A 14,174-nucleotide genomic window follows, 5' to 3' on the forward strand; every position below is an offset into this window, starting at 1 on the left:
TTCAGGCAGCCTGAATGGATTGTCAGGCTGCCTGAAATGTTTTTGACGATGCGATTTTATTGCTTAACAAATTCAGTGCAAGCTGCCTGAAAACGCGCCATGCCTTCGCGCAAATCCCCATCGTTGAGCAACAAAGACGGTGCAAAACGAATCACATTGCCTCCTGCTTGCAAAATCATCACGCCATATTGCAAAGCCAATTTGACCAAATCGCCCGCCTTGTTTTCATATTGTGGCGACAGCACCGCCCCAATCAGCAAACCCATGCCGCGAATTTCGCTGAAAATGCCTGTTTCAGTGGCGATGTGTTTTAAGGCTGCCTGTAAATTTTGGCTTTGGTTGGCGATGTTGGCGTAGGTGCTTTCATTGTGAATCAAATCAAAGGCTTTGCTTGCCACCGCGCAAGCCAAAGGGTTGCCGCCAAAGGTGCTGCCGTGCGAACCCAGCGACAAACTGGGCGCAAATTCATCGGTGGTCAGCATTGCCCCAATCGGAAAACCGCCACCCAAGGCTTTGGCGCAACTCACAATATCAGGCTGCACATCAAAATGCTGATGGGCAAACAATTTGCCTGTGCGCCCCATGCCCGTTTGCACCTCGTCCAAAATCAAGGCAGCCTGAAAGCGTGTACACAATTCGCGTGCGGTTTGCAAAAATGCGCGTGTGGCAGGCAACACGCCACTTTCGCCCTGAATCGGCTCAATGATGACCGCGCAAGTTTTGTCGGAAATGGCGGCTTGGAGCGCGTCCACATCGTTGAAAGGAATGTGCGTGATGTCGGCTGGCAAAGGCGCAAAATCCGCGCTGTATTTGGGCTGACCGCCCACCGATACGGTAAACAAAGTGCGCCCATGAAAGGCATTCACACACGCAATGATTTCGGTTTTGTGTTCGCCAAAATGGTCTCGCGCGTGTTTGCGTGCCAATTTTAAGGCAGCTTCGTTGGCTTCCGCGCCCGAATTGGCGTAAAAAACCTTGTCGGAAAAACTGTTTTCGGTCAATTTGCGCGCCAATGTTTGTGCTGGCTCGGTGGTGTAGAGATTGGAAATGTGCCACAATTTTTGCGCCTGTTCGGTAAGGGCTTGCACCAAATCGGGGTGGCAATGCCCCAAAGCATTGACCGCAATACCACCAGCCAAGTCAATGTATTCTTTGTTGTTTTCGTCCCAAACGCGGCTGCCTGAGCCGTGTACTGGCAAAATCGGTGCAAAGGCAAAATTGGGGGTAAGATAATGATTCATGCTTGCTTTTCCTTTTGATTAAAACAAAGTGGCATAAGGGCTGCCCAAAATACCAAAAATAATCACATCAATCAAAAAAGATGATGATGTAACAGGATTTTGATTTTTAAAAAATATTCCACAATCGCTTGCTGGCAAAGCACTTTTCAGGCAGCCTGAAATGTAATCGCTTGAAACAAAAATCGTGTACAATGATGTTTCTTTACGCTATATTACACCATGTTTACACGTTTGCAACCCAAAACATCAGGAGCATGAAGTTATGACACAAGTCGCAGAACGCATCAAACACGAAGGTTTACGCAGCAAAATCATGACGGCAGAACAAGCCGCCGAATTTGTGCAAAACGGCATGAACGTTGCCGTTACGGGCTTTACAGGTGCAGGTTATCCCAAAGCCTTGCCCACCGCCATTGCCGAAAAAGCCAAAGCCGAACACGCAGCAGGTCGCCCATTTTCCATTGGCATGGTAACAGGTGCTTCCACCGCGCCTGAATGTGATGGCGTATTGGCAGCCGCAAACGCCATTCATTTCCGCAATCCATTCCAATCCGACCCCACCTTACGCAACAACATCAACGCAGGCAACATCGCCTATCAAGACATGCACTTATCGCACGTTGAACAACAAATGCGTCAAGGTTTTTATGGCGAATTTGATTTGGCGATTATTGAAGTATCCAGCATCAATGCCGAAGGCAAACTCATTCCAGCCATGGGCATTGGTCATGCCAACGAAGCCCTGAAAGCCGCCAAAAAAGTGATTATTGAAGTCAATTCAGGTCAAAACATCAAATTGGAAGGCATGCACGATGCGGTGTTTGACATTGGCGTGCCACCACACCGCAAACCCATTGCCATTACCGCACCGTTTGACCGCGTGGGCGCACCCTATTTGGAATGCGATTTGGACAAAATCGTGGCAATCGTGCTGACAGACGCAGGCGACCGCAACAGCAAATTTGCCGACCCAGACGACAATTCCAAAGCCATTGCCGCACAAATCATTGATTTCTTTAACCATGAAGTGAAAGCAGGTCGCTTGCCGAAAAACCTGTTGCCTTTGCAATCAGGCGTGGGCAATGTGGCAAATGCGGTTATGGCAGGTTTGCTGGACGCGCCATTTGACGATTTGACAGGCTACACCGAAGTGTTGCAAGACGGTATGTTGGATTTGATTTTGGCAGGCAAAATGAAACACGCTTCTGCCACCGCCTTGTCGTTCAGCCCAGACGCTTTGCAACGTTTCAATGAAAACATTGACTTCTTGCGCGACAAATTGATTTTGCGCCCCATGGAATACACCAACAGCCCCGAAGTGATTCGCCGCTTGGGTGTGATTGGCATGAATGCCATGATTGAAGCCGATATTTACGGCAATGTGAACTCCACACACATCATGGGTACGAAAATGATGAACGGCATTGGCGGTTCGGGCGACTTTACGCGCAATGCCTTCTTCTCGTTCTTTGTGTCGCCATCGGTGGCAAAAGACGGCGCGATTTCTTGCATTGTGCCTATGGTTTCGCACCACGACCACACCGAACACGATGTGATGTTCATCGTTACCGAACAGGGTATGGCAGACTTGCGCGGCAAATCGCCACGCCAACGCGCCCAGTTGATTATCAACAACTGCGCCCACCCCGACTACCGCGATATGTTGCGCGATTACTACGACCGCGCGGAAAAAGCAGGCGGTTTGCACACGCCACATTTGTTGATGGAAGCCTTGTCTTGGCACCAACGCTTTGTGGAAACAGGCGATATGCGCATTAAATAATTGATGTGAAAAATGTTCAGGCTGCCTGAAAGTCGCAAAATGGCTTTCAGGCAGCCTGATTTTGTGTCAAGACAATAAAGACAAATCCACCACAACACGCTACAATCGCATTTTGACTTTAATTTGCAAAACAGCAGGGAAGCCACATGTCCGCAGTAAACATTCCACCGATTAACGAAGAAATGAAAAAATTCATTCATGGCTTGCTCACGCACATGGTGAAAAACAAGGGTTCGGACTTGTTCATTACCGCAGGCTATCCGCCCGCCATGAAATTGGACGGCAAACTGACCAAAATTACCGACAAACCGCTTACCGCCGAACACACCCAGCAAATCGCCCGTTCCATTATGGACGACAAACAAGCGGAAGAATTTTTCAGCACCAATGAATGCAATTTTGCGATTAGTTTGGCAGGCGTATCGCGTTTCCGCATTAATGCGATGGTACAGCGTGGCGCAACCGCACTCGTTTGCCGCGTGATTACCAGCGACATTCCCAAATTTGAAAACATGAATTTGCCACCTGTGTTGAAACAAGTGGTTATGGAAAAACGCGGTTTGGTGATTTTCGTGGGCGGTACGGGTTCGGGTAAATCCACGTCTTTGGCGGCGATGATTGACTACCGCAATGCCAACAGCTACGGACACATCATCACGATTGAAGACCCGATTGAATTTGTTCACCCACACCAAAATTGCATCATCACGCAACGCGAAGTGGGCGTGGACACGCAAGACTGGTTTGCCGCGCTGAAAAACACTTTGCGCCAAGCCCCTGATGTGATTTTGATTGGCGAAATCCGCGACCGCGAAACCATGGATTATGCCCTTGCCTTTGCCGAAACAGGGCATTTGTGTATGGCAACGCTGCACGCGAATAACTCCAATCAAGCACTTGACCGCATTATTAACTTTTTCCCCGAAGAACGCCGCAATCAGTTGTTGAATGATTTGTCTTTGAATTTAAAGGGTTTCATTTCTCAACGTCTGATTCCCAAAAAAGAAGGCAAGGGACGCTGTGCGGCGGTGGAAATTTTGCTCAATTCGCCCCTGATTTCCGAATTGATTTTGCGTGGCGACATTCATGGCGTGAAAGAAATCATGGCAAAATCGCGCGATATTGGTATGCAAACGTTTGACCAATCGCTGTTTGATTTGTATGAATCCGATTTGATTAGCTACGATGAGGCTTTGAAAAATGCTGATTCGGTCAATGACTTGCGTTTGCAAATCCAACTGAACAGCAAGAAAAACACCACCGCAGGTTCGGGTAATGTGCTGGACAGTTTGGCTTTGACCGAATTTGAAGAGCCAGAAGAAGAATAATCCTTGTGCCTTTTTCAGGCAGCCTGAAAAAACATTCAGGCTGCCTGAATGCCGTTTTTAACCCCAATTTGGCTGCCTGAAAAATGTCTGCTCACAATTTCAAAAACAAATGGTTTTATTTTGCCCTATTTGCATGGGGCGGTTTGATTTTGCTCACGCTGGTGTGGGACGGTTTGCTGTTTCCACTTTATTACATGATGTTGATAAAATTGATTTTATTGGCTTTGCCCTTGCGTGGCATTGTGGCGGGGCGCGTTTACACGTTTCAATATTGTTCCATGTTGATTTTGGCGTTTTTTACCGAAGGGGTCATGCGCGTGGTCGGCCAAAATGTGTGGGGGCAAACGCTTGCTGCCACCGAAATCGCATTGAGCGTGGCATTTTTCGTATCGTGTTTGGCGTATTTAAAACAGTTTAAAATCAAAAAGGTCAAAACAAAATGACAAACAATCAATCTTTATGGCGCATGGCTTTGTTGCCTGTGTGGGTGGGTTTTGTGTTGATTGCAGCGGTGCCGTTTTTGTCCATTTGGCGCACGGGTCCGCAGTTGGGTTTTTTTATTGAAAGCGGTTCTTTGCTGTTTGTGTTGTTGTTTGTTTTGGCGAGTGTTTTGCTGGGCAAAAACCTTTCAGGCAGCCTGAAAAATGTGCCACGCGCCAGTTGGTATTTTTTGGCGATGGCGGCATTTTGGGCGATACAAGCGCGTGCTTTAAACGTGGTGTATGTGGGTTTGAGCGATGTGGTGGCGTGGATTTTTGTGGGATACGCTTTGTTGGCGTGGGCGTGTCGCGCGTGGATAAAACGGGTGGGGCAAGAGCCTATTGTGGCGATTTTGGCATGGGCTTTGGTGCTGGGGGCTTTGGCGCAAAGTGTGGTGGGTTGGTTGCAATATACTGATTTGGCAGGGCATTTTTCTGGCTATTTGATGTATCGTCAAGGCATTGTGGAAGGGCAATTGGGGCAACGCAATCATTTTGGGCATTACATGATGTGGGGTGTGCTGTCGTGTGCGTGGCTGTGGGGGCAGAAGCGTTTGCATGGCATATTGGCTTTGATTTTGCTGATGAATTTTTCGGCAGTAATGGCACTCACAGGTTCGCGGACGATTTTTGCTTATGTGTTGGGACTGGCGTTGTTGCTGCCTGTGTGGCGTGTGTTTGCCGACAAATCGCACAATCGCCATATTGCGACTTTGGCTTTGGCGGGCATTGGCGTGGTGCTGGCGCAATTTTTTGTGGAAGACCTGATGCGCTTTTTCAGCCAAAACGCGGCTTTGGAAAGCGCGGCAGAGCGTTTGAACAACCACGCTTTTGGCGGCTCGGGGCGCAATTATGAATGGCAAAAAGCGTGGCAAATTTTCCTGTCGGCACCTTTGTGGGGACACGGCTGGGGCAGCTATGCTTACCAAGGTTTTTTGCTGGACGTGTATCCCAACGGTTTTCGCCCTTATGAAACCAATGTGTTGTTTACCCACAGCCACAATTCGTTTTTGAATTTGCTGGCTGAAATGGGTTTATTGGGGACGGTGCTGGTGTTGGGCGGCATGGTTTGGGCGATTTCAGGCAGCCTGAAACAGCCACGCTCATCAGCAAGTTTGCTGTTGTTGGCGTTGATGTCGGTGTCATTGCTGCACAGTGTGTTGGAATATCCGCTTTGGTATGTGTATTTTTTGAGTGCGTTTGCCCTGTTTATTTGCCTGCACGACAATCCCCCCAACACCGAAAACACCCATTCAGGCAGCCTGAAACGCGAAAAAATCGGCATTGCCCTTGCCACCGCCTTGTGTTTGGCAATGTTGGCAGGCACCGTGCGTTTGGCTTTTGCCTATGCCGATTTAAACCGCTTTGCGCGTACAGGCGGCAACCTTGTTGAAAAAAATGAAAAAATCATGGGTTTGCGCCACATCAGTCAAACCCAACCCATTTTGCGTTATTATGCCGATTTGTCGCTGCTGGAATATTTGAACCCACACAGCACCAATCAACCCAAATGGGCATATCGTGTGGCGCGAGACAACGCCCTGTTTCGCCCCTATGCCAACGCCCACCATTGGGGCTTTACCGCCTATCAACAAGGTGAAATTGAAACCGCGCAACAATGGTTGCAACACATGTATCGCTACTATCCCAGCAAAATGCCCTATTATGGCAGCATTGTGATGAATGCACCGCATTACCCCAAATTGCGCGATGACTACACACGCATTTGCCAAGATTATTATCGCCGCATTCAGCAAACCAGCCAATGCGCCGAAGGTTTGCCACCCAACCCACAAACAAAAGCCGCCAGCAGGCAGCCTGAAATGTAAATTGGCATACGAAACAAACAGTAAAATTGTAAAGAAAGCGTGTTTGCATGCAAAAAAGCGCAAAAAACACAGGCTGCCTACTGTAAATGTAAAGACGTAACTGTTAAGATAAGCCCGTTTTCAATTCTACCCCCAATCCGAAAGGAAAAACGATGAGCAATAAAGTATTACTGGTTGATGATGACGATGCCCTGACCGAATTGCTGGCTGAATATTTAACCGCCGAAGGTTTGGAAGTCAATCGCATGCCCGATGGCGAAAGCGGCGTAAAAGAAATTTTGGGTGGCAACCATTACGATGTCGTGATTTTGGATTCCATGATGCCCAAAATGAACGGTTTGGACGTGCTGAAAACCGTACGCGCCCAAAGCAAAATCCCCGTGATTATGCTCACCGCCAAAGGCGATGACATTGACCGCATCATCGGTTTGGAAATGGGTGCAGACGATTACGTTCCCAAACCTTGCCAACCGCGCGAATTGCTGGCACGCATCAACGCCATTTTGCGCCGTTCACAACAAAATGCCGACACATCTGCCACCGCCAACAGCATTTCGGTGAGCAATGTAACGCTTTACCCAGCCAAACGCCAAGCCACCATCGGCGACACGCCTTTGGAATTGACCAGCACCGAATTTAATCTGCTGGAAGCCTTAATGCGCCACGCAGGTCAAGTGGTCAGCAAAGAAACCCTCTCGCTGGAAGCCCTTGACCGCAAATTGGCAAAATTTGACCGCAGCATTGATGTGCATATTTCCAGCATCCGTCATAAATTGGGCGATGCGTCTCTGATTCAAACCGTGCGCGGTTTGGGCTATTTGTTTGTGAAAAACTGATTTTGATTTGAGCAAAATCCATTCAGGCTGCCTGAAAGTGCTTTTGGCATGGTTCAGGCAGCCTGAATTTGCATTTGTAAATGCCCCAAACGCGCGTTACAATCCCATTTTATTGCATTGAAGATAAGGAGACCCAATGCGCTTATTTCAACGCATTTTTGCCACATTTTGCATGGTCATCATTTGTGCGATTTTTGTGGCGAGTTTATCGTTTTGGGTGGTACAAAAAAGGCTAGCCGAAAATCAATTCAAGCAATTACGCAATATGGAAATCAGCTTATTGGGCAGTTCACTCAACGCCCTACAAGTGGGCGGCGAAAAAGCCGTACGCGATTTATTGCAACGTTGGGAAACCCACCCCGCAGCCCGCAGCGTCATGGTCGTAACCAGCAGCGATTACAAAGACCTATTACAACGCAAAGTGTCGCACGAAGAAATCGAAAACGCCTACCAATACGCCATGAAAAACCCCAACAACAATTTGGCGGTGATTCACTATGACCCATTTGGCGAAGAATACCTGTTTTTCATTCGCCATTTTGACCGTTCACAAATTGAACGCATGCCCAGCCCTTTGTTGATTCCCGGTTTGCCACTTGCACCGTTTTGGCATGAATTGATTATTTTGTCGTCCACATTGGCGATAGGCTTGCTGTTGGCATACATTTTGGCGAGCAACATTTCCCAACCCATTCGCATTTTGGAACACGGCATGAACCGCTTGGCAGCAGGCGAATTGGACACACGCGTTTCGCCACAACTGGACGACCGCAAAGACGAACTTGCCAATTTGGGCATTCAGTTTGACAAAATGGCAGCACAATTACAAAAACTGGTGGAAAAAGAACGCCATTTATTGCACCATGTTTCACACGAAATGCGTTCGCCCTTGGCGCGTATGCAGGCGATTATGGGCTTGCTGGAAGCCCAGCCGCAAAATCACGACAAATACATCGCACGTTTGGAAAGCGAATTGACGCGCATGGACATTTTGGTGGGCGAATTGCTCACATTGTCACGTTTGGAAACCGCCAATATGCCCATGGAAAAAGAACCCATTCCCATTGTGGAATTCATGCAGCAAATTGTGGAAGACAGCCAATCGGTTGCCAGCCAAATGCAGCATACTGTGGTTTTAGAAGTGAAAAACTTGGACAAAAAAGCCCGTTTTGATGGCAATGAAAATTACCTTTATCGCGCTTTTGACAATGTGATTCGCAATGCGATGAATTACAGCCCACAAGGCAGCACAATTAAAGTGCTTTTGTATGAAGACCGCAAAAATTTGCACATTGAAGTCATTGACAACGGCAACGGCATTAAAGAAGAGCAAATACCGCACATTTTTACCGCCTTTTATCGTGCCGACAGCAGCAATGGTAAAAATGGCACGGGTTTGGGCTTGGCAATCACCAAGCACGTTACCGAACAGCATTGTGGCAAAATCATTGCCGAAAATGTGAAACCCAATGGCTTGAAAATGCACTTTATTTTTCCCAAATGCCACAAAGTCAAAAACAAAAATAAAGGCGGCAACCACAGCCACCATTTTGATGATAAAGCCGATTGCGCTGAAAATTGATGCCCTAAACCCACTTTTTCCATTTTGAAAGCACACATCATGTATTTTCTCCTGTCCCCAGCCAAAAATTTGAATGAAACGCGCGATTTCACGCCCAAGTTTTACTCACTGCCGCCCTTGCTTGACCAAGCGGAAGAGTTGATGAAAGACTTGCGCCCACTTGCGCCACAGCAGTTGGCAGAATTGATGCACATTTCCGACAAATTGGCGTTGCTCAATGCTGAACGCAATGCCGCGTGGCAGCCTCCATTTACCCCCGAAAATGCCAAACAAGCCATTTACATGTTCAATGGCGATGTGTACGAAGGCATCGATGCCTACCAACGCAGCGAGGCAGAAATCAGCTACATTCACAATCATGTGCGGATTTTGTCGGGTTTGTATGGTGTGTTGCGTCCTTTGGATTTGATGCAGCCTTATCGTTTGGAAATGGGAACGGCTCTGCCCAATGCGCGTGGCAAAAATCTGTACGAATTTTGGGGCGAACGCATTACCACGCGCCTGAATTTCACATTGGGCTGTTCGGAAGACGATATTGTGGTCAATTTGGCATCGCAAGAGTATTTTAAAGTGATTCAGCCTGCCAAATTGAATGCGCGAATCATCACGCCCGTGTTTAAAGATGGCAAAAATGGGGCAAATTACAAAGTTGTCAGCTTTTATGCGAAACGGGCGCGTGGCTTGATGGTGCGCTACGCTGCCGAAAATGCCATTGAAAATGTGGCATTGCTGAAAAATTTTGATTTGGAAGGCTATGCGTTCAATGCTGCCGCTTCCAGCGAAAACGAATGGGTGTTTTTGCGCGACCACACGGCATAAACCATGATGAACACAGCACAAATTTACATCGGCTTAATGTCTGGCACCAGCATGGACGGCGTGGATGCGGTTGCCATTCGCATGAACGGTGGGCAATGGCAAGGGGCGTTTGCCCATGCCTTTTTGCCGTATTCAGGCAGCCTGAAACGCGATTTGCTTGCCCTGCAAAATGTGGGCGACAATGAATTGCACCGCAGCCAAATTTTGGCACAGGATTTGGCGGATTTGTACGCGCAAGTTGTGCAACAATTATTGCAAAACAATGGTTTGCAAGCCAAGCAAATTCGCGCCATTGGCTGCCACGGACAAACCGTGCGCCACGCGCCGCAATACGGATACAGCATACAGTTGGCAAATTTGCCCTTGCTGGCTGAAAAAACAGGCATTTTCACGATTGGCGATTTTCGCAGCCGCGATTTGGCAGCAGGTGGGCAAGGTGCGCCACTTGTACCAGCTTTCCACAAAGCATTGTTTTCAAATGAAAATGAAACGCGCGTGGTGCTGAACATTGGTGGCATTGCCAACATCAGCGTTTTGCCCACGCAGGGCGAGGCGTTTGGTTTTGACACAGGCGCAGGCAATATGCTGATGGACGCTTGGACGCAACACATTTGGTCGCAAGACTATGATAAAAATGGCGAATTGGCACAACAGGGTAGGGTGTTGCCCGAATTGTTGGCACAACTTAGCCAGCAAGAATATTTCGCTTTACCCTATCCCAAAAGCACAGGGCGCGAATTGTTTTCGTTGGGTTGGCTGAAAACTTTTTTGCGTGGCGATGAAAATCCGCACGATGTGTTGCGAACTTTGGCGCAATTTTCCGCGCAAACCATTGCCGATGCGATTGTTCAGGCTGCCCCCAATGTGCAAAATGTGTTTGTGTGCGGTGGCGGCATTGAAAATGCCACTTTGATGTCGTGTTTGCAAAATCTTTTTGATGAAAAATCAATCAAATGGCACAGTACAGCACAACTTCATCTCAATCCGCAATGGGTGGAAGCCGCCGCATTTGCGTGGTTGGCAGCGTGCTGGTGTGTGCAAATGCCCAGCAATCCGCACCACGCCACAGGCGCGCGACAAGCCGTGATTTTGGGTGCAGGGCATTTTGCGTGAAAAAGGAAAAATCATGGAAAATCAACCCCCAAACAACGAATTAAAAGGCAAAACAGGTTTCACCAGAATCATCAATGCCGCCCATTATTCCAAAGACGGCTTACAGGCAGCCTACACCCACGAAGCCGCGTTCAGGCAGCTTGTTTATTTGAATGGCGCATTGATAATATTGATTTTTTGGTGCGATTTTGACACCGCCACACGCATGATGTTGCTGCTGGCATCGGCATTGTCGCTGATTGTGGAATTGTTCAACACAGGCATAGAAGCCGTGGTGGACGACATTTCGCTCGCCAAACGCCCACTTGCCAAACGCGCCAAAGACGTGGGTTCCGCCGCGCAAATGTTGGCGATGACGGCACAAGGCATTTTGTGGTTGCTGGCTTTATTTGGATAAATTTAAATAAAAAAACAATGAATTATTTTTTTCAGGCAGCCTGAAATGTTTTGTGAAACGCAAACCATTCCGCTTTTGTCCCATACTTTCAGGCAGCCTGAAACAGCATTTTGAAAAAACAAACCTTGAAAAGCCCCAAATCCGCCCCATTTACCGCCAATACATCAAAACACAACGAGCAAAACTATGGCACGAAGAAAAAAAACCAACGAATTTGAACTGGCAACCTTGCCCCTGCGCGACATGGTGGTTTATCCGCACATGGTCTTGCCCCTGTTTGTGGGGCGCGCCAAATCGGTTGCTGCGCTGAAATTTGCCGAAGAAAATCAGCAGCCTGTATTTTTGTTGGCGCAAAAAGTGGGCAGCGAAGAAGAACCCGATTTGGGCAATTTGCACGAAACAGGCACGGTGGCACAAATTTTGCAAATTTTGAATTTGCCCGATGGCACCATCAAAGTGTTGGTGGAAGGCGTTTCTCGCGCCAAAGTGTCCGAATTGCGCGACAATGGCAACTTTTTGCAAGCCAAAGTGCAAGTGTTGGACGAAGAAACACAAATTGCCGACACCCACGAAGCCCTGCGCCGCACCTTGCTGACCCAATTTGACCAACTGATTAAAAACAATAAAAAAATTCCAGCCGAAATCGTGGCAAGCATACACGAATTGGAAGACAACGGTCGCCTTGCCGACACCATTGCCGCCCATTTGCAATTAAAATTGGAGCAGCGTCAAACCCTGTTGGATTTGGCAGATTTGACCAAACGCATGGAATATTTGCTCGCCCAAATTGAAAGCGAATTGGAAATTGCCCAGCTTGAAAAACGCATTCGCGGCAAAGTCAAACGCCAAATGGAAAAAAATCAACGCGATTACTATTTGAATGAACAAATCAAAGTCATTCAAAAAGAATTGGGCGAAGAAGACGAAAAAGGCGAAATCTTGCGTTTGGAGCAAGAAATCAAAAATGCAGGCATGAGCAAAGAAGGCGAAGAAAAAGCCCTGTCTGAATTGCGTAAACTCAAATTGATGCCGCCCATGTCGTCCGAAGCCACCGTGGTTCGCAATTACATTGAAACGCTGATTGAGTTGCCTTGGAAGAAGAAAACACGCATTTCCAAAGATTTAACCAAAGCCGACTTGGTGCTGAACGAAGACCACTACGGCTTGGAAAAAGTCAAAGAGCGCATTTTGGAATATTTAGCCGTGCAAAAACGCACCGATAAACTCAAAAGTCCGATTTTGTGTCTCGTAGGTCCCCCAGGTGTGGGCAAAACTTCCTTGGGCGAATCCATCGCCAAAGCCACAGGGCGCAAATACATTCGCATGGCTTTGGGTGGCGTGAAAGACGAAAGCGAAATTCGCGGACATCGCCGCACCTACATCGGCTCCATGCCAGGTAAAATCATGCAAAATATGGTTAAGGCTGGCGTGAAAAATCCGCTTTTCTTGTTGGACGAGATTGACAAATTGGGCAACGATTTCCGTGGCGACCCTGCTGCTGCCTTGTTGGAAGTGCTTGACCCTGAACAAAATACCGCATTTGCCGACCATTTTGTTGAAGTGGATTTTGATTTGAGCGAAGTGATGTTTATTGCGACTTCCAACAGTTTCAATATTCCACCTGCGCTGCTTGACCGCATGGAGATTATCCGCCTGTCGGGTTACACGGAAGATGAGAAAATCAACATCGCCATGCAATATTTGGTGCCCAAACAAATGCAACGCAATGGCGTAAAAGAAGGCGAATTGACCATTGATGAATCTGCCGTGCGCGATATTGTGCGCTACTACACGCGCGAGGCGGGTGTGCGTTCGCTTGACCGTGAAATCGCCAAAATTTGCCGCAAAGCCGTGATTCAAAATGAGCTTTCAGGCAGCCTGAAAACCACGAAATCACGCAAAAAATCGCCAACTTTGCACGTTGATGAGCAAAATTTGGGCGAATTTTTGGGCGTGCGCCGTTTTGATTATGGTGTAACGGCTGGCGAAAACCGCGTCGGTCAAGTAACAGGCTTGGCATGGACGGAAGTGGGCGGCGAATTGCTGACGATTGAAGCGGTCGCACTCAAAGGCAAGGGCAATATTGTCCGCACAGGCAAATTGGGCGATGTGATGCAGGAATCCATTACGGCAGCTTGGTCGGTGGTGCGTTCACGCGCGGAAAGTTTGGGCATTGCACCCGATTTTTACGAGAAAAACGACATGCACGTTCACGTTCCCGAAGGCGCAACGCCCAAAGATGGCCCAAGCGCGGGCATTGCCATGACTTTGGCTATGGTATCGGCTTTGACGGGCATTCCTGTTCGTGCTGATGTGGCGATGACGGGCGAAATTACCTTGCGTGGCGAAGTGTTGCCGATTGGCGGTTTGAAAGAAAAACTGTTGGCGGCATTGCGCGGTGGCATCAAACACGTTTTAATCCCCAAAGACAATGTCAAAGATTTGGAGGAAATTCCGCAAAACGTGAAAGATGGCTTGACCATTCACGCGGTGCAATGGATTGATGAGGTGTTTGCACACGGTTTGCAGTATCAGCCACAGCCGTATCAGGCGGACGCGCTGCCTGAAACCGCATTGGAAACGCCAAAAAAACCACGCGCCAGCAACAAGGCGCGTCATTAAAAAACAGCCGCAAAACGGTGTGAAAATGTTACACAAACGCCGAAAATGCGGTTCAGGCAGCCTGAAAGCACGGAAAATCGGCATTTTCCCCACTTTGGGGCTTGACACGGTATTTTGTGGCTTGATATAAAGCGAAACATCGTTG

The 14,174-nt window shown here is 48.1% G+C and carries 12 protein-coding genes; 10 read left to right on the forward strand and 2 right to left on the reverse strand.

All coding sequences use genetic code 11. From position 1 onward, the window contains the following. Window positions 1-56: 56 nt before the first annotated feature. Window positions 57-1,241, reverse strand: coding sequence for an acetylornithine/succinyldiaminopimelate transaminase (locus H3L97_RS08575; protein ID WP_097113154.1), 1,185 nt, complete (start codon window positions 1,239-1,241; stop codon window positions 57-59). A gap of 18 nt (window positions 1,242-1,259) precedes the next feature. Further along, on the reverse strand, window positions 1,260-1,433 hold the full coding sequence (locus tag H3L97_RS08580; protein ID WP_179655751.1) for a hypothetical protein: 174 nt from the start codon (window positions 1,431-1,433) through the stop codon (window positions 1,260-1,262). Window positions 1,434-1,503: 70 nt separating this feature from the next. Between H3L97_RS08580 and H3L97_RS08585 the strand changes: the two genes are divergently transcribed. From H3L97_RS08585 to lon, 10 genes are all read left to right on the forward strand, one after another. After that, window positions 1,504-3,024, forward strand: coding sequence for a succinyl-CoA:acetate CoA-transferase ScpC (locus tag H3L97_RS08585; protein WP_097113155.1), 1,521 nt, complete (start codon window positions 1,504-1,506; stop codon window positions 3,022-3,024). A gap of 146 nt (window positions 3,025-3,170) precedes the next feature. Further along, window positions 3,171-4,352 carry a PilT/PilU family type 4a pilus ATPase gene (locus H3L97_RS08590; protein WP_097113156.1) on the forward strand — a complete coding sequence of 394 codons (1,182 nt, stop codon included), beginning with the start codon at window positions 3,171-3,173 and terminating at the stop codon, window positions 4,350-4,352. An 83-nt stretch (window positions 4,353-4,435) separates the two neighbouring features. After that, complete coding sequence (locus tag H3L97_RS08595) at window positions 4,436-4,795, forward strand: DUF2069 domain-containing protein (protein ID WP_097113157.1); 360 nt, start codon at window positions 4,436-4,438, stop codon at window positions 4,793-4,795. Further along, a complete protein-coding gene (locus tag H3L97_RS08600) occupies window positions 4,792-6,660 on the forward strand; it encodes a PglL family O-oligosaccharyltransferase (protein ID WP_097113158.1) in 1,869 nt (622 codons plus the stop codon). Before H3L97_RS08595 ends, H3L97_RS08600 begins: the two co-directional genes overlap by 4 nt. A gap of 152 nt (window positions 6,661-6,812) precedes the next feature. Next, complete coding sequence (locus tag H3L97_RS08605) at window positions 6,813-7,496, forward strand: response regulator transcription factor (protein WP_097113159.1); 684 nt, start codon at window positions 6,813-6,815, stop codon at window positions 7,494-7,496. 136 nt (window positions 7,497-7,632) lie between these two features. Continuing rightward, the gene (locus H3L97_RS08610) at window positions 7,633-9,078 is read left to right on the forward strand and encodes a sensor histidine kinase (RefSeq protein ID WP_097113160.1); all 1,446 of its coding nucleotides are present in this window, start codon (window positions 7,633-7,635) and stop codon (window positions 9,076-9,078) included. Window positions 9,079-9,117: 39 nt separating this feature from the next. Then, window positions 9,118-9,897 (forward strand): peroxide stress protein YaaA, encoded by a 780-nt coding sequence (gene yaaA / locus H3L97_RS08615; protein WP_097113161.1) that lies wholly within the window; start codon window positions 9,118-9,120, stop codon window positions 9,895-9,897. Between the two features lie 6 nt (window positions 9,898-9,903). Then, window positions 9,904-11,010, forward strand: a complete 1,107-nt coding sequence (locus tag H3L97_RS08620) for an anhydro-N-acetylmuramic acid kinase (RefSeq protein WP_097113162.1) — start codon at window positions 9,904-9,906, stop codon at window positions 11,008-11,010. A gap of 13 nt (window positions 11,011-11,023) precedes the next feature. Next, window positions 11,024-11,407, forward strand: coding sequence for a diacylglycerol kinase (locus H3L97_RS08625; RefSeq protein WP_097113163.1), 384 nt, complete (start codon window positions 11,024-11,026; stop codon window positions 11,405-11,407). A 186-nt stretch (window positions 11,408-11,593) separates the two neighbouring features. Beyond that, window positions 11,594-14,029, forward strand: a complete 2,436-nt coding sequence (gene lon, locus H3L97_RS08630) for an endopeptidase La (protein ID WP_097113164.1) — start codon at window positions 11,594-11,596, stop codon at window positions 14,027-14,029. Window positions 14,030-14,174: the final 145 nt, after the last annotated feature.

It is taken from the genome of Alysiella filiformis (genome assembly GCF_014054525.1).
GTDB classification, from domain to species: Bacteria; Pseudomonadota; Gammaproteobacteria; order Burkholderiales; family Neisseriaceae; genus Simonsiella; species Simonsiella filiformis.